This is a genomic window from Paenibacillus sp. 2TAB19 (assembly GCF_052115185.1).
Lineage (GTDB): Bacteria > Bacillota > Bacilli > Paenibacillales > Paenibacillaceae > Pristimantibacillus.
The window spans coordinates 1-15,537 of record NZ_JBFRGE010000072.1 but is presented as its reverse complement, the minus strand read 5'-3'; the positions used below and the strand labels follow the sequence as shown (position 1 = coordinate 15,537).

General features: G+C 50.8%; 17 protein-coding genes. 13 read left to right on the top strand and 4 right to left on the bottom strand.

Translation table 11 applies throughout. The features are described from left to right. Positions 1-2: 2 nt before the first annotated feature. On the bottom strand, positions 3-890 hold the full coding sequence (locus AB4Z33_RS24405) for an SDR family oxidoreductase (RefSeq protein ID WP_442052381.1): 888 nt from the start codon (positions 888-890) through the stop codon (positions 3-5). Positions 891-1,086: 196 nt separating this feature from the next. Here AB4Z33_RS24405 and AB4Z33_RS24400 point away from each other — a divergent pair, with 196 nt between their 5' ends. From AB4Z33_RS24400 to AB4Z33_RS24360, 9 genes are all read left to right on the top strand, one after another. Then, a complete protein-coding gene (locus AB4Z33_RS24400) occupies positions 1,087-2,322 on the top strand; it encodes an aminopeptidase (RefSeq protein WP_442052380.1) in 1,236 nt (411 codons plus the stop codon). Positions 2,323-2,614: 292 nt separating this feature from the next. Continuing rightward, entirely contained in the window at positions 2,615-3,676 is a 1,062-nt protein-coding gene (locus AB4Z33_RS24395) for a fatty acid desaturase (RefSeq protein WP_442052379.1), read from the top strand. A 104-nt stretch (positions 3,677-3,780) separates the two neighbouring features. Then, positions 3,781-4,923 (top strand): sensor histidine kinase, encoded by a 1,143-nt coding sequence (locus AB4Z33_RS24390; RefSeq protein WP_442052399.1) that lies wholly within the window; start codon positions 3,781-3,783, stop codon positions 4,921-4,923. Then, positions 4,920-5,525, top strand: a complete 606-nt coding sequence (locus tag AB4Z33_RS24385) for a response regulator (protein ID WP_442052378.1) — start codon at positions 4,920-4,922, stop codon at positions 5,523-5,525. The genes AB4Z33_RS24390 and AB4Z33_RS24385 overlap by 4 nt, the downstream gene beginning before the upstream one ends. Positions 5,526-5,729: 204 nt before the next feature. Beyond that, entirely contained in the window at positions 5,730-6,503 is a 774-nt protein-coding gene (locus tag AB4Z33_RS24380) for an NUDIX domain-containing protein (protein ID WP_442052377.1), read from the top strand. A 63-nt stretch (positions 6,504-6,566) separates the two neighbouring features. Further along, a complete protein-coding gene (locus tag AB4Z33_RS24375; protein ID WP_442052376.1) occupies positions 6,567-7,112 on the top strand; it encodes a cysteine hydrolase family protein in 546 nt (181 codons plus the stop codon). Positions 7,113-7,118: 6 nt separating this feature from the next. Further along, positions 7,119-8,561: a nicotinate phosphoribosyltransferase gene (locus tag AB4Z33_RS24370; protein ID WP_442052375.1), complete on the top strand. Its 1,443-nt coding sequence runs from the start codon at positions 7,119-7,121 to the stop codon at positions 8,559-8,561. 48 nt (positions 8,562-8,609) lie between these two features. Beyond that, positions 8,610-9,266 carry a nicotinamide riboside transporter PnuC gene (pnuC, locus tag AB4Z33_RS24365; protein ID WP_442052374.1) on the top strand — a complete coding sequence of 219 codons (657 nt, stop codon included), beginning with the start codon at positions 8,610-8,612 and terminating at the stop codon, positions 9,264-9,266. Beyond that, positions 9,236-10,240, top strand: coding sequence for an AAA family ATPase (locus AB4Z33_RS24360; RefSeq protein ID WP_442052373.1), 1,005 nt, complete (start codon positions 9,236-9,238; stop codon positions 10,238-10,240). Before pnuC ends, AB4Z33_RS24360 begins: the two co-directional genes overlap by 31 nt. Before the next feature lie 112 nt (positions 10,241-10,352). Here the strand turns inward: AB4Z33_RS24360 and AB4Z33_RS24355 are convergent, their stop codons facing one another. Continuing rightward, on the bottom strand, positions 10,353-11,132 hold the full coding sequence (locus AB4Z33_RS24355; RefSeq protein ID WP_442052372.1) for a phosphotransferase family protein: 780 nt from the start codon (positions 11,130-11,132) through the stop codon (positions 10,353-10,355). Between the two features lie 319 nt (positions 11,133-11,451). Here AB4Z33_RS24355 and AB4Z33_RS24350 point away from each other — a divergent pair, with 319 nt between their 5' ends. Both AB4Z33_RS24350 and AB4Z33_RS24345 read left to right on the top strand, forming a co-directional pair. Further along, complete coding sequence (locus AB4Z33_RS24350) at positions 11,452-11,940, top strand: exo-alpha-sialidase (protein WP_442052371.1); 489 nt, start codon at positions 11,452-11,454, stop codon at positions 11,938-11,940. Then, positions 11,825-12,364: a glycosyl hydrolase-related protein gene (locus AB4Z33_RS24345; protein ID WP_442052398.1), complete on the top strand. Its 540-nt coding sequence runs from the start codon at positions 11,825-11,827 to the stop codon at positions 12,362-12,364. The genes AB4Z33_RS24350 and AB4Z33_RS24345 overlap by 116 nt, the downstream gene beginning before the upstream one ends. 58 nt (positions 12,365-12,422) lie before the next feature. Here the strand turns inward: AB4Z33_RS24345 and AB4Z33_RS24340 are convergent, their stop codons facing one another. Further along, entirely contained in the window at positions 12,423-13,298 is an 876-nt protein-coding gene (locus AB4Z33_RS24340) for a tetratricopeptide repeat protein (protein ID WP_442052370.1), read from the bottom strand. A gap of 35 nt (positions 13,299-13,333) precedes the next feature. Then, positions 13,334-14,299, bottom strand: coding sequence for an ATP-binding protein (locus AB4Z33_RS24335; protein ID WP_442052369.1), 966 nt, complete (start codon positions 14,297-14,299; stop codon positions 13,334-13,336). Positions 14,300-14,449: 150 nt separating this feature from the next. On the opposite strand from AB4Z33_RS24335, the gene AB4Z33_RS24330 reads away from it, so the two are divergent. Next, positions 14,450-14,869: a hypothetical protein gene (locus AB4Z33_RS24330; RefSeq protein ID WP_442052368.1), complete on the top strand. Its 420-nt coding sequence runs from the start codon at positions 14,450-14,452 to the stop codon at positions 14,867-14,869. A 27-nt stretch (positions 14,870-14,896) separates the two neighbouring features. Continuing rightward, positions 14,897-15,361, top strand: a complete 465-nt coding sequence (locus tag AB4Z33_RS24325; protein ID WP_442052367.1) for a hypothetical protein — start codon at positions 14,897-14,899, stop codon at positions 15,359-15,361. Positions 15,362-15,537: the final 176 nt, after the last annotated feature.

Sequence of the window (15,537 nt, the reverse complement as noted above, 5' to 3'; positions counted from 1 at the left end):
GCTTACAGAAAGCCATGCTCCTTGGCGTAATTACCCCAATGCGGTCGTCTGCCATCGACGTCGACGATGCCGAATTCATCGGACATGGTCCAGCTCGGGAATACAAGTCCGGAACGCGACATTAGATCGGTACTTGCGGCCAGCGCTGCAATGCCCTTCCCGATATAATACGGCGTCTCCGATTGTAAGAAATGGACGGCGTTAGGATCGTCGCTATGGTGGACGGCATCTTGCCAGTTGTCCTCCGTTACGCCAAAGTGCTCAAGCATTTCCTCGGAACGAAGGAAGCCGGGCGTAATGGCTATTGCAGCTACACCGTGAGGCTTAAGCTCCTCGGCCATCGCTTCTGCCAGATGGATGGGCGAGATCTTCGCTAAGCTATAGAACAGATTGCCTCGATAGCGGTAGTCAATGCCGTCTGTAACTTCAATAATGAGTCCCTGCCCGCGGGCAACCATGAGCGGCGCGCCGTAATAGCTCGTGATGAGATGGGACTTTACCGCACGCTCTTGCATGAGCAGTCCGTTCGGCAGCGATTGCTCCCAGAACGGCTTGCCCCATTCGCTCAGCTTCTCGCCGCCCCAAATATTGTTGACGAGAATATCGAGCTGTCCCTCGTGCTCTTCCTTGATCCGTTCGAAAAACGCTTGTACTTCCGACGGATTCGTATGATCGACACGGACAGGAACACCGATGCCGCCGCCCGCAGTGACGAGCTCGGCCGTCTCCTCGATCGTCTCCGATCTGTTTAAGTCCGATGGATTTCCCCGCATGCTTCTTCCTGTGCAAAAAACCGTTGCCCCTGCAGCCCCTAGACCTACGGCAATCCCGCGTCCTGCACCGCGCGTCGCGCCTGCAACGACTGCTATTTTTCCTTCTAATGGCTTCATTCGGATGCTCCTCTATACATGTATTTGATCTATTGTTATTGTAGTTTAGCAAAGAATACATGACAGCATACTGTCATATTTGTTGTTAAGCGCAAGCATGGCTTGAACGAGCAATGGTCATTTCGTTATGGTATGATTAATGGATAAAACTCGTCGTCTCTTCAGGAGACGATTGTATAAAGGAGAGGTGCCAGCTATGGCTATAGCATTCGAACAGTACTTACAAAAATATGCGCAATTGATCGTCAAAACAGGCGTTAACGTGCAGCAAGGACAAGAGGTCTTCATTACCGGAGCTGTCGAGCAGGCATCCTTCGTTCGACTCGTAGCTGCCGCAGCCTACGAAGCGGGAGCCGGCAACGTACATGTGGAGTGGACGGACGACACTTTGTCCAGACTCAAATACGAGAAAGCAGACGATAAAGTATTCACGGAGTATCCGCAATGGGAGACGGATAAACGTAATTCATTCGTCGAACGCGGAGCGGTGTTCGTTTCCATCGTGTCATCCAGCCCGGACCTGTTGAAAGGAATCGACCCAACAAGGATCGGCAATTTCCAAAAAGCTGCAGGGCAAGGCTTGCGCGAGTTCCGCAGAGCAACCCAAGCCGACAAAGTGAGTTGGACGGTTGTCGCGGCGGCGGGCAAGGAATGGGCTGCGAAGGTGTTCCCGAACGCTGGCGGGCAAGAAGCGGTCGAGCTGCTGTGGAACGCGATATTCGACTCCGTTCGTCTGCATGCGGAGGACCCGGTGCAAGCATGGGAAGAGCATCATGAAACGTTGTCGGCGAAGAGCGACAAGTTGAATGAATATCGTTTCCACAAGCTTCATTATACGGCGCCAGGAACGGATCTTACGATCGAGCTGGCCGAAAAGCATATTTGGGTTGCTGCAGGCAGCACGAACGTGCAAGGCGTGCCGTTCATGGCTAACATGCCGACGGAAGAAGTGTTCACGGTACCTTTGAAAGAAGGCGTGAACGGTTATGTGTCGAGCACAAAGCCGCTTAGCTACGGAGGCAACATTATCGACCGTTTCAAGGTGACGTTTGAGAATGGGCGCATTGTCGGAACGGAAGCGGAAGAAGGCCATGAATTTTTGCAAAAGCTTGTAGAAATCGACGAAGGCTCTCATTACTTGGGTGAAGTGGCGCTTGTACCGCATCAATCGCCGATCTCGGAATCGAATATATTGTTCTACAACACGTTATTCGACGAGAATGCATCGAATCACTTGGCCATTGGCAGCGGTTATGCCTTCAACATCGAAGGAGGCAAAACGATGTCTCCCGAGGAATTGATCGCCAATGGCGTCAATAGCAGCATCACGCATAATGACTTCATGATCGGTTCTGCCGAAATGGATATCGACGGCATTCACAAGGACGGCACGGTCATCCCGATCTTCCGCAAAGGAAATTGGGCATTTTAATCAAGAACCAGGGTTAGCTATAGAGAAGAGAGGCAGTTGCGCGGCAGGCTTTGGCCGATGCAACTGTTTCTCTTTTTTATTGCGCATTCATGTTTATAAAGAGGGTAAATGTGGAAAAACATACAAGAGTCGCACAAATGGGGGTCATTCTATATGACAAATGTCATATAGGTCTCTTGACGTTTATGACTACAGGACATGACGATTTTTCTTTACAATGAATATTGAGGATGCCGGAAGATTGAAAATACTTCATGTATCTTCCATGCGTTATATTGAGGAGTGAGTTTGCATGACAGAGCAGAAACAAGCGAACTTGAAAAAAGAAGTCGCACCTTACGAAAAAACCGAATTGAAATCGAGCATTAGACAGCTCATTAACACGATAGTGCCATTAGTATTACTTTGGTACGCTGCTTATTATAGTTTGTCCATCTCTATCCTGCTTACGCTTGCAATCGGAATCGTCGCTTCCGGCTTTGTTATTAGAACGTTCATCATATTCCATGACTGCTGTCATCAGTCGTTCTTCAAGAGCCGCCGAGCCAACGATATTATCGGTACGATAACAGGCGTTTTAACGCTCGTTCCTTATCAGCAATGGAAAAACTCGCATGCGATTCACCATGCGACGAGCAGCAATCTCGATAAACGCGGAGTGGGCGATCTGTGGATCCTGACCGTGGACGAATATGCTGCATCGTCAAAGTGGACGAAGCTGGCTTACCGTCTATACCGCCATCCGCTCGTCATGTTTGGATTAGGTCCGATTGGCGTGTTTATGGTGCAATACCGCTTCAACCGTAAAGGCGCAAAACGCAAGGAACGTTTGAATACGTATTTGACGAATATACTTATCGTAGCGCTGTACGCGCTGTTAATCTGGGCTATTGGCTGGAAAGCTTTCTTGCTGGTACAAGGTCCGATCTTCTACTTGTCAGGGGTACTCGGTATTTGGCTGTTCTACGTACAGCATCAATTCGAGGATTCTTACTTCGAGCATAATGATGAATGGAGTTACGTGAAAGCAGCTGTGGACGGAAGCTCTTACTACAAGCTGCCGAAGGTGCTGCAATGGATGACCGGCAATATTGGCTACCATCATGTGCATCATTTGAGCCCGAAAGTGCCTAACTATTATTTGGAGGAAGCGCATAAAGCAACGCCTCCGCTGCATAAAGCAACGACGATTACGATCAAGGAAAGTCTCGAATCGCTGAAGTTCCGTCTATGGGATGAAACAGGCGGCAAGTTCGTCAGCTTCAGAGAGGTGAGAGGCCGTCTGAAACAGTCGAGCAGGGCTCATAAGGCTGCCAAAAGAAGCACGACAAGACCTAGCTTGCAAGGCAAGTAAGCAGTGATTGCCGATACGCCGGTATATGCTACAATACAAGCATATAGACGACCAGGGGTCCGGCATGAAGGAAAGCCTCTCTGGCTATAGGAGAATGAAGCATGATGCAGAAGTGGTATCAAATCTTTCATAAAAGCACAGGATTAAGCCCGTACGTCTGGGTCGTCCTGTGCATTCTTCCTTTTTACTTCATATTTCGTTCTTCGACGACGTACGAGATCGTGTACGGGATTTTGATGATCATCCTATTTTTCGTATGTTACGTGCTTTCGTTCGTATCAAAGGGATGGAAGCTTTACTTCTGGACGAGTATGCAGATTGTGATCTCGATAGCGATGACGCTGTTGTTCAGTTACGTTTACTTCTCGATTTTCCTGGCGCTCTTTATCGGTAACGTGCAGAACCGAATCGGATTTTTCACCTTGTATGCCGTACATTTGATTACGACGTTTGCTACGATTAACTACGGTTTCGTATCGTCGAATCCGCTGTTCATCTCGCAGTTCCCGTTTGTATTGGTCTGCTTGATCGTCGTTATCCTGCTGCCTGTCAATACCTACAACCGGATCAAACAAGACCGCTTGCAAGGACAGCTAGAGGATGCCAATAAGCGGATATCCGATCTCATAACGTTGCAGGAGCGTCAGCGGATCGCCCGCGATCTGCATGATACGCTCGGACAGAAGCTGTCGCTGATTGGACTTAAGAGCGACTTGGCGGGTAAGCTCCTCACGAAAAATCCGGCTAAAGCGCAAGCGGAGATCAACGATGTGAGACAGACGGCCCGCACAGCGCTTAAGGAAGTCAGGGAGCTTGTGACGCAAATGCGCGGGACAAGAGTTGAGGATGAGATGTTCCGCGTGATGCAGATATTGAAGGCAGCAGAGATTGAGTTCCGCCTCGAAGGCGAAGTGAAGCTGACCGATGCGTCGCTGCTTATTGAGAACGTGCTGAGCATGTGCTTGAAAGAAGCGGTTACGAATGTGGTGAAGCACAGCGGGGCGACGGAATGTTTGGTTGCGATTGAGCCTAGGCTGGGAGAGCTGGTCATTCGTGTGTATGATAACGGGATCGGGATTGCAAATGCCGCGAATGCGATGAGGGGTAACGGTCTGCAAGGCATGAAGGAGAGGCTGGAGTTCGTCAACGGAAGCCTGGAGATCCAATCCGCCGAAGGAACTGGAACGACCTTGCTTATGAAGGTGCCTATCCCTATCATACAGCCTGCAAAGGAGGCAGAAGCGTGATTTCAATTGTTATTGCGGAGGATCAGCGGATGCTGCTGGGGGCGCTTGCTTCATTGCTTGATCTGGAGGACGATATGAAAGTCGTCGGTACGGCGGGCAATGGGGAGGAAGCGATAGCGCTTGTCCAGCGTCATAAACCGGATATTTGTATCATGGATATTGAGATGCCGGTGAAGAGCGGCCTGGAGGCCGCTGAAGAGCTGAAGGGTCTGGGCTGTAAAGTGATGATCTTAACGACGTTCGCGAGGGCGGGTTATTTCGAACGCGCGCTGAAGGCCGGCGTTAGCGGCTACATGCTTAAGGACAGCCCGAGCGAGGAGTTGGCTGGCTCGATTCGCAGCGTCATGGCGGGCCGTCGCATCTATGCAACCGAGCTCGTGGACGAGGCTTACGGGGGCCAAGACAATAATCCGCTTACCGAGCGCGAGAAGGAAGTGCTCGGTCTCGTCGCGGACGGCAAGAACACGAAGGAAATCGCGAGCGAGCTGTTCATCACGACAGGAACGGTCCGTAACTATATATCGGTCATCCTTGATAAGCTTGGGGTTAACAACAGGATTGAAGCGATCACCCGGTTCAAAGAGAAGGGCTGGTTTAAGTAAAAACATAGGCTAATTGAACGGCAGGACTGGAGCAAAAGCTCTGGTCCTGTTGTTTTTTGTAGTAGATGTAAAGCAAAAGCAGTATGTTGCGAATAGAACATGCCCAATTGGAAAAAATAACTTGACATTGAAATCATATATGTCATAATGATATTATCAAATCGAAGTTATCGAATTCAATATCATTCAAAGCAGGTGAGCCCAATGTCCKAGCAAATTGAGAACGAATCAAACTATTCATCGAACCATTATCGTACGCCAGACGGCGCGCCTGCGGATATTGTAATATTCACTATTACATCGACCGAAAGAAATATAGGTAAGAAGACGCTCCCGCTTAGAGAGCTGCAAGTGCTGTTGATTGAGAGGAAGCGTTGGCCGTTCGAAGGTCAGTGGGCGCTCCCGGGCGGGTTCGCCAAGGAGACGGAGACGATCCAGGCGTGCGCGGAGCGCGAGCTTGCGGAAGAAACGGGCGTATCGGGGCTTCATATCGAATATTTCAACGTATACAGCAAGCCGGGACGTGATCCGAGAGGCTGGATTATCTCCCACGCCTTCTTCGCGCTCGTCCATGAATCACTGCTTGAAGAGCGCCGCGCGGCGGATGATGCCGCGGATGTCAGGTTGTTCACGGTGGAGGAGGCACTAGCGATGGATCTGGCATTCGATCATAACGAGGTGCTTAGAGATGCGCTCGACCGAATCCGTCACAGCATGCTGACAACGACGATTGCGAAGCAGTTCCTGCCTGAAGAGTTCACGATCAGCGAGCTGTACCAAGTGATTCAGACGGTCGTGCCGGAGTTCGAAGAACAAAATTTTATTCGCAAAATAACGTCGACGCAGAGCCGCAAAGGGCTCATTGAAGAAGCGAGAGATCATGCGGGGCAGCAGAAGATGTCCAACCGCTATTCTCAGCGTTCAGCGCAGCTTTACCGATTTACCGATTATGTGCCTCAGTTGTCTATTTACAGCTAGGCATTCTTTTTTAAAGGTTCATATTGTCGTTTTGAAACTATTAGGATAGGGACGGTGTTGTTGATGAAAGCATTGATCGTTATCGATTACACGATTGATTTTGTCGTAGGGAAGCTGCCTTGCGGCGAGCCGGGTATCGCGATTGAGGGGCGAATTGCAGAGCTGACGAAGCAATTTGCGGAGCAAGGAGAGTATGTCGTTATGGCCGTTGATCTGCATGAGGAGAATGACAGCTGCCATCCCGAACACAAGCTGTTCCCTCCTCATAATATTCGCGATACGGATGGACGCCGTCTTTACGGCAAGCTAGATGAAGTGTATGAACAGCATAAAGCTAACATCTATTGGATGGACAAAACGCGGTACAGTGCTTTTGCCGGGACTGATCTGGAGCTGAAGCTTCGGGAGAGAGGCATTACCGAGCTGCATTTGGTTGGCGTCTGCACCGACATTTGCGTCTTGCATACCGCTGTCGATGCCTATAACAAAGGTTTCGAGATTCACGTCCATGAAGATGCTGTTGCCAGCTTTAATGAAGCAGGACATGAGTGGGCGCTGGGGCATTTCCGCCATACACTTGGCGCTGCAGTAGAGAAAGAAGGAGAGTGAGCCAATATGAACGGACCTAACTTAACGCTTCATACCGATAAATATCAGATTAATATGATGTATGCGCACTGGCTGCATGGCACAGCGAATGAGAAGGCGGTATTCGAGGCTTACTTCCGTAAGCTGCCCTTTGGCAACGGCTATGCGGTATTCGCCGGACTAGAGCGGATCGTCCGCTATATCGAGGATCTACGCTTCGGCGACGAAGAAATCGACTATTTGCGCACGCAAGAGGAGAACTATCAGGAAGCGTTTCTGGAAGACCTGCGGAGCTTCCGGTTCACGGGCAATCTATACGCCGTCCCCGAAGGGACCGTTGTATTCGCAGGGGTGCCTCTCCTATGCGTAGAGGCGCGGATGTTCGAAGCACAGCTGATCGAGACGGCGATGCTGAATTTCTTAAACTATCAGACGCTTATTGCGACGAAAGCGGCGCGCGTGAAGCAAGCTGCTCAGGATGACGTGCTGCTAGAGTTCGGTACTCGCAGAGCTCAGGAAGCGGACGCAGCCGTATGGGGAGCAAGGGCGGCTTACATTGGAGGGTTCCATGCGACGTCGAATATGCGTGCGGGCATGATGTTCGGCATTCCGGCCAAAGGGACGCATGCCCATGCATGGGTGCAGGGTCATGATACGGAAGAGGAGGCATTCCGCAAATATGCGGAGGCGCTGCCCGATCAAGTGATGCTGCTCGTCGACACATATAATACACTCGCAAGCGGCGTTCCGAACGCGATCAAAGTGGCGAAGCTTCTTGAGAGTCAGGGCAAGCGGATGCAGGCGATCCGACTGGACAGCGGGGATCTCGCTTACTTGTCGCAGACAGCCCGCAAGATGCTTGACGAGGCAGATCTTCCTTACGTGAAGATTGTCGCGTCGAACGATCTTGATGAAAATATTATTTTCAACCTAAAGGCGCAGGGCGCGCGAATCGACACTTGGGGTGTTGGCACGAAGCTCATCACGGCGGCCGATCAGCCGGCGCTCGGAGGAGTCTATAAGTTGGTCGCCAGGGAGAAGGACGGCGAATACATTCCCGTTATCAAAATATCGGGCAACCCCGAGAAAGTAACGAACCCCGGCTACAAGGAAGTATATCGCATCGTGAATACCCGTACGGGTAAGGCGGAAGCGGACTACGTCACGCTTAAGGGAGAGAAGGCGGCGGCAGACGGCAAGCGGATTAAGTTGTTCGATCCGGTGCATCCGTACATTTATAAATATGTCGATGAGTATGAGGCGATCTCGTTGTTGCAGAAGATATTTGAAGCAGGCGAGCTTGTATATGAGCTTCCGAAGCTTAATCGTATACAAGAATATCATGCGGAGCAGCTTACGCTGTTCTGGCCGCAATATTTGCGCAAGCTTAATCCTGAAGCCTATCGGATCAGCTTAAGCGAGGCGGCCTACAAGTTGAAGATGGATTTGATCGAGCAGCATCACGGATAACGGATAACGGATAAGCATTGTGCAGCTAAGGAAACGGGGGAGAGGAAGATGAATAAGACATGGACGATGGTCGCTGCGCTAATCATTATGCTTGGAATCGCTTATTACACGTCGACTACAACGCTTGAAGTTGTGGCGACGACAACAGGGCTGCTCAGCGTTTGGTTAACGGCTAGAGAGAAGATTTGGGCATGGCCAATCGGTCTAGTGAACGTCGCATGCTTCTTCTATATGTTCTATGAAATGAAGCTGTACGCGGATATGACGCTGCAGGTGTTCTTCTTCATTTTAAGCATCTATGGCTGGGTCATTTGGCTGACGAAACGGAACGGTGCGAAGGTAAGGCCGACACGGCGAATTACGCCGAGGCTGGCGGGGATCTTGCTAGTCGCTCTGTTCGCGGGAACAGGGATATGGGGGTATGTGCTCTCGACGTACACGGACGCATCGATTCCTTATCCAGACGCCTTCATCGCGATGTTAAGTTTAATTGCCCAAATGCTGCTATCGTACAAAATATTAGAGAACTGGTACTGTTGGATCGTCGTTGACGTGTTATCGGTAGGCATGTATTTGTATAAAGGTTTGAATATGCTCGCCTTTCTATACGTGATCTTCTTGTGCATCGCTATATCGGGACTTATCACTTGGAAAAAACAGCAGGAGGTGGCGACATGGGAGAACGAGAGCGCYGCATTGGACTGACGCTTGGCAAGTATGCGCCGTTTCACAAGGGCCATCAATATGTTGTCGAAACGGCGCTGAGCGAGATGGATGAAGTGATCGTCATCATCTACGACTGTCCGGAGACGATCGATATTCCGTTGCCGGTGCGGGCGGGATGGATCAGAACGTTATACCCGGCTGTTCGCGTGATCGAGGCATGGGGCGGACCGAATGAAGTGGGCTACACGCCGGAAATCAAAGCGATGCACGAGCAATATGTTTTAGGGCTGCTGGAGGATCAGCGGATTACCCACTTCTACTCGAGCGAGCCATATGGCGAGCATATGAGCGAGGCGTTGAAGGCGGCGGATCGGCGGGTTGATGTGGAGCGGACRACATTCAAAGTATCGGGTACGGCCGTACGTGAAGCCCCATACGAGCAACGAGCCTTCCTCGATCCCATCGTATATCGCGATATGATTAAGAAAGTTGTATTGCTTGGCGCGCCGTCGACGGGGAAGACGACGCTAGCCGAGGGGTTGGCATTTCGATACGCTACCGTATGGATGCCCGAATACGGGCGGGAATATTGGGAGCAGCATCAGATGGATCGGCGCTTAACGAAGGAACAGCTCGTCGAGATTGCTGAGGGGCATAGAGAGCGCGAGGAAATACTGTTCAACGAAGCACGGCGTTACGCCTTCGTCGACACGAATGCGATCACGACATATATGTTCGGCCTCTATTATCATGGTTCGGTGCATACAAAGCTGGCTGAAATGGCTGAGCTGGCCGTTACACGATATGATCTCGTGTTCGTGTGCGACACGGATATCCCGTACGACGATACGTGGGATCGGTCAGGGGATGTGCAGCGGATGGAATTTCAAGCTGCGATAAGAGCGGATTTGGAGCAGCGCGGCATCACATATACGCTGCTCAGCGGGACGGTAGAGCAGCGTGTGCTGCAGGTTGCAAAGGAGCTTGAAGATTGCGGGAGGCTGCCCGATTAACTCCTAGGAATAATCGAATGCGAGCGATATAGGACGAAAAAAAGAGAGGAAAGCTTGGACGGTGGTGTGCACCGTACGAGCTTTCCTCTTTTTCTGTCATAACGCAATCTGCCTATAATCCCAAGCTGTCAACGTTTCGCGCAATCAATCTGCGGATCGGCAACGCTTCATTCGGCTTTTGCTCGCTGAGACGTGCCAAAGCGAGGACGATTTCCCAGTATAGCAATTCCTCCCGACTGTATGACGACCCTTCCAGATAGGTACTTACGTATCGGTTGTGGAAAGGAACAACCAGCTCCTGCGGAAATCCTGCTACCTGTAAAATAACGGAGGTCATCGCGACGTCGGCTAGCGGGTGGAAAGCTCGGGCATTCATCCAATCGATGACGTAGGCAGTGTCGCTTGATACTAGAATGTTAAACGGATGGAAATCAAAATGGCATAACAATGATTTCTCCAGAGGTTGCTGAACAAACGCAAGCAGCTTTTTTTTCTGACTTTCAAGCAAGGTCAAGGAATGGTCATTTCGAATGAGTGTAATCAGTTCTTCTAACGGAGAGGACAGCTCTGGTGCCTCAGCCTGATGAACATGCAAATGAATATTTGCAAAAATGGCTCCAAAGCGCTCCAAAGCATCCGGCTCCGCTTCGATTGCCGCATTTAGCGGCGTTCCTTCAATTTTGTCATAAACAATGCCTGTTCTTCCCTCGTAATCTATGATTTCATGAGGCTCGGCTAGATGGACGCCAAGCCGAGCGACGCTGCTTGTAATGGCAAATTCCTTCAGTGCACTGGCTTCGTTGCCTTTATTGAATAGCTTTAAGCAAAGGCCGTCATGCCAATCGTAGACATCGGCTGTGGCGCCGCGTCCAATTAGAGTAAGTTCAATCATCTGGACTTCCTCACTTTCCCATAAACCGAATAGCCTATTATAGCATTCGGCTAATAGAAGGGCTAGCCGAAGATCAATATTGGGATGACGAGAGAGCTGTTAGCGTATATATTCACAAAATTCGCCCTGCACTTCACCATTTTCGTCATCCGCCTTGCTTGAGGAAAATGGTGAAGTCGCATGCTCTTCTTTATTCTCCGCTGGAAGCCCTCTTGATTTTGGAAAATCGATAATAACTCGAATCTTTCCCGTTGAGCGAAGCTTGAAAACCGATTATGGTCAGAGCAGTTAGAGAAATGTTTACGCAAGGAGGCTGCATATGGTCCTAATCAACGGTACAAAAAGTTATGTGTTTAAAGGAGACGCACCATTCGGAAGCTGCCATGCTTCTACGGTGGTCAGGCTGTCTTGCGGCAGCTCCGTTGCTGCATGGTTCGGCGGCACCTGCGAGGGAGATCCGGATGTGAATATATGGATGTCGCGTTATATAGGTGATCAATGGTCGCCGCCGGTGAAAGCAGCCGAGGAAGAGGGATTGCCTCATTGGAATCCGGTATTATTCGAGGCGGAGCCTGGTGAGCTAATCCTGTACTACAAGGTTGGGCATACGTTCTCGGAATGGTATACGCGTTACATCGTGTCGCAAGACGGCGGACTGACTTGGACGGCTCCTTCCGAGCTCGTTGCCGGCGATCGCGGGGGCCGGGGGCCTGTGCGGCATCAGTCTGCTGAACGATTGCAAATACGGATACGACATCAAAGGAACGACGATGCGTCTATCGCTGCTGAGATCGCCGCGCTGGCCTGATGTTACAGCCGATATTGGGAAGCATGAATTTACGTATTCGCTGCTGCCTCATGAACAAGACTGGCGATCTGCCGGGGTCGTGCGCCGTGCGGCTGAGCTTAACCATCCGGTGCGCATTGCTGAGGCTGGCAAAGCGGTCGCGGGCAGCGGTCTATTGCCGGCGAGCCGGGCGATGGTTCGCTTCGAAAGCGAGCATGTGCTGCTCGATACGATTAAGAAGGCGGAACGGGCCGCAGGAACGGTATACCGTCTGTACGAATCTGCGGGCGCGCGCGAGCGGGTTACGCTCGGCCTGCCGCAAGGAACGACCGAAGCGTTCGTTATCAATCTGCTCGAAGAGAAGCTGTATGAGCTGGACATTCAAGAAGGCGCCGTTCAATTGGACTTTAAGCCATTCGAGATTCTAAGCATATACGCGGAATAAGCGGGAAAGGGGAGTCCGAGAACGGTGCATTGGCGACCGTTCGGGACTCCCCTTTGATTTATCGTCTTCGGAATGACCAGCCGAAGAGCTTCACATGAACAAGCAGCTTCGTTGACCAATGTATCAAAACATAGAGTACGAGAAAAACGATGACGAGCGGGCGGAACAACAGCCAAGCAACCATCCACGTCACGAGAATCTGCCAGGGCTTCATTCGCTTGATCAGCTTGAATGGCGCAAGCAGGATGCGGTACAGCCGGTAACTCTTCTGCAGCCCAGCGATATATTCCTCGCGGATTTGCTTATCGTCGGGATCGAGATGGATCGCTTGCTTCAGCATATGCAGGTAATCCTCATGATCACCGCGCCGGTCGGCTGCCCATGCCAGCATCAAGTAATTCATTTGCGATTCCACTTCGAGCCGCAACGATGATCTAGCCAGCGACCTCGACACATCGTGCCTGCCAAGCAGCGCCTCCACATAACTTAACATGGCGATATAGAGCGGATTTTCCGGAGACAGCTCCAAAGCTCCCTCGACATGCTCCTTCGCCTCGGGAAAGTTGCCTTTCTTCAAGCTCAGGTTAGCAGCTATGAAATAATAGTGCGGCTGATAAGGATCGATCCGCTGCGCCTCCTGAAGCGCCTCTGCTGTCGCCTTGAAGTTGCTGGAATCATAGTAGGCGTTCACGCGGACGAACCAGGCGAGCTCATTCTCGGGCTCTCGCCTAATCGCTTCGGCCGACCAATGAAGCGCCTGCGGGTAATCCTCGGCATGCGTATGGATCAGTCCGAGCAGTGCGAATGCGTACGCATCCTCCGGCTCCTCGCGAATCAGCTCATGCGCCTCGTTGATGGCTTCCTTGTACCGCTTCCACTCTAGCAGCTGTTGTACTTTTCGGTATCGCAGCTCGGTTGTTTCCTTATATATCATAAACTTAGTCCCTCGCTAAATAGAGAAGTCGTATATTACTTCAATCCCGTTGCCTTCATGTAGTCGAGCACAATCTGGTAGTCTCCGTTCACATCGCTGAAGGTGGCATAGTTTTTGGCGGTGGCGAACCAATCGAGCGTCGTCGCTTTGCGCCCCTTGGCGGACTTCTTCATATCGTCCTGCGTAATCGGCTCCAGCTCGCCGGATTGCAGCATACGCTCCATAGCAGCCTCGACGGCATCCTTCACGATCTGCTCCAGATCGGCCCCTGAGAAATGTTTCGTCTCGCGGGCAATCTTGGACAGTTCCAGCGCGGATAACGGCTTGCCTGCCAGCTTCAGCTTCAGGATAGCTTCTCGCTCCGGTTCCTCGGGCGGCGGTACGAAGATAAGATGGTTGAACCGGCCCGGCCTGCGCAACGCCGAGTCCAAATACCACGGCGTATTCGTTGCTCCGATTACGAATACTTGATCGTTGAATGTGCGGAGCCCGTCGAGCTCTAGCAGCAGTTGGTTGACGAGCATCCGATCATGATGCTGGCGCATCTGGTTGCGGCTGCCGCCAAGCGCATCGAGCTCGTCAATGAAAATAACGCAAGGTTTGCTCTCTCTAGCCTTCTCGAACAGGTCATGCAGGTTGTTCTCGCTTTGACCGACGTACATGCCCAATATCGCTTGAAGCTCAATATGAAGGAAATTCGCATCGATCTCGCCTGCAACCGCTCTTGCTAGAAAGGTTTTGCCGCAGCCGGGTGGTCCGTATAGCAGCAGGCTCCCACCCGCTTCACGGCCATATGCGGCGAACAGCTCCGGCTGCTTGAGCGGCAGAATAAAGTTCATCCGAATCTTCTTCTTGACCTCGTCCAATCCGGCGACATCCTCGAATGATTCATTCGGTTTCTCGGATTCTATCAAATCTTTGCCGTTCTTATCGAAATGGATAACTTTCAGCTTATTGCGCCTGCGGCCCGCAAGCTCGTCGCGATCATCTTGATCTGACATAAGGCAGTCCTCCTTAACGGTACTGAGTATTGCTTCTATCATACCAAAAATATAGCCGAATAGGGCAGTTATGAAATTGTCCTAATCACCTTCTTCGTCTGTTAAAATAAGGGTTACAGAGGATTTGTATCCAATCGAGGGGGAGTTGGCATGTCGGGTGGAAAAAAAGCGATATTCATCGTAATTGCATTCTGTCTATGCATGGTTCTGCTTTATGGCATAACGTATTTGCCGCGCAAGATGATGGACGAGGACCCGCGAGATGTTTCCAAAATCATTTTATTCGACGGAGGTACAGGCATTGAGCTTGAGATTACGGACCGCGCAACGATCGAGCAGCTTGTTGAGGACATCAGTGGCGTTCATTTTGCCAAAAACAAGCTAGCGCTCGGATACATGGGATTCGGCTATCGATTAACGAGTTACAACGAGAAGGGGAAAGTCATCAATCGGTTTATTATTAATTCCGAGGATACGGTCAGGTACAAAGGTTTTTTCTATAAGGCGAAGGGCGAGACTATTGATTATGAATATTTGCAACAGTTAGCCAAGGCAGCTGCGAGCAGGTAAAGGATGGAAGAGAAGGAGTTGCGGCGAGTGAAGCTTATAATAAAAATTGGGATAGGAGCGGTTGCGACTTTTATGTTGCTGCTGCTTGCTAATCAAGTCGCAATGCGCATAGAGGTAATTAAGGCGGAAAGGTCGGCAAAGACGTTTTTCGATCAGCTTGCAGCGGGTCAGCTGGACAAAGCAGCCGAACAACTGTCCATCTCCGTTGCCGATTCTACTACCGCGCGGGATGGTTGGCAGAACGACATACAGGCTTTGAAGGAAGAAGGCTTTTATGCCGTTTCCTACCATGGGCTTAAGGTTGATTATGATGATGGGTGCGCATGCACCGGGAGAGTAGACGTCACGTACTTAATTGATGGGAAAAAGCAGACCCATAGAGTCATATTTTCGTTGGGAGAGCAAGGTAGGGTCAATCAGACATGCTTGTTTCTAAGAAATAGCGAGTGGGGCGAAGTCTGGGATAAGGCAAGCTGTCACCCCAGCTATTGACGATTGCATCAAGTATTAGTTAAAGCTACGTTGGATCATTGCAGTAACTTTCAGCAAATGGACGCGATATTTGGTCAAGTCCAAAGTTGTGTGTAAAATCCTCGAACAGAAAGCCTACTCGTCGCGAGTAGGTTTTTCGGTTGTCTTTGGTGTTTTCTTTCGCCACTCGTGGTACT

Bases quoted from the DNA above. Each gene is read 5' to 3' on its own strand.
- AB4Z33_RS24405 (WP_442052381.1), bottom strand. From the start codon at position 890: ATGAAGCCATTAGAAGGAAAAATAGCAGTCGTTGCAGGCGCGACGCGC.
- AB4Z33_RS24400 (WP_442052380.1), top strand. From the start codon at position 1,087: ATGGCTATAGCATTCGAACAGTACTTACAAAAATATGCGCAATTGATC.
- AB4Z33_RS24395 (WP_442052379.1), top strand. From the start codon at position 2,615: ATGACAGAGCAGAAACAAGCGAACTTGAAAAAAGAAGTCGCACCTTAC.
- AB4Z33_RS24390 (WP_442052399.1), top strand. From the start codon at position 3,781: ATGCAGAAGTGGTATCAAATCTTTCATAAAAGCACAGGATTAAGCCCG.
- AB4Z33_RS24375 (WP_442052376.1), top strand. From the start codon at position 6,567: ATGAAAGCATTGATCGTTATCGATTACACGATTGATTTTGTCGTAGGG.
- AB4Z33_RS24370 (WP_442052375.1), top strand. From the start codon at position 7,119: ATGAACGGACCTAACTTAACGCTTCATACCGATAAATATCAGATTAAT.
- AB4Z33_RS24355 (WP_442052372.1), bottom strand. From the start codon at position 11,132: ATGATTGAACTTACTCTAATTGGACGCGGCGCCACAGCCGATGTCTAC.
- AB4Z33_RS24350 (WP_442052371.1), top strand. From the start codon at position 11,452: ATGGTCCTAATCAACGGTACAAAAAGTTATGTGTTTAAAGGAGACGCA.
- AB4Z33_RS24340 (WP_442052370.1), bottom strand. From the start codon at position 13,298: ATGATATATAAGGAAACAACCGAGCTGCGATACCGAAAAGTACAACAG.
- AB4Z33_RS24335 (WP_442052369.1), bottom strand. From the start codon at position 14,299: ATGTCAGATCAAGATGATCGCGACGAGCTTGCGGGCCGCAGGCGCAAT.
- AB4Z33_RS24330 (WP_442052368.1), top strand. From the start codon at position 14,450: ATGTCGGGTGGAAAAAAAGCGATATTCATCGTAATTGCATTCTGTCTA.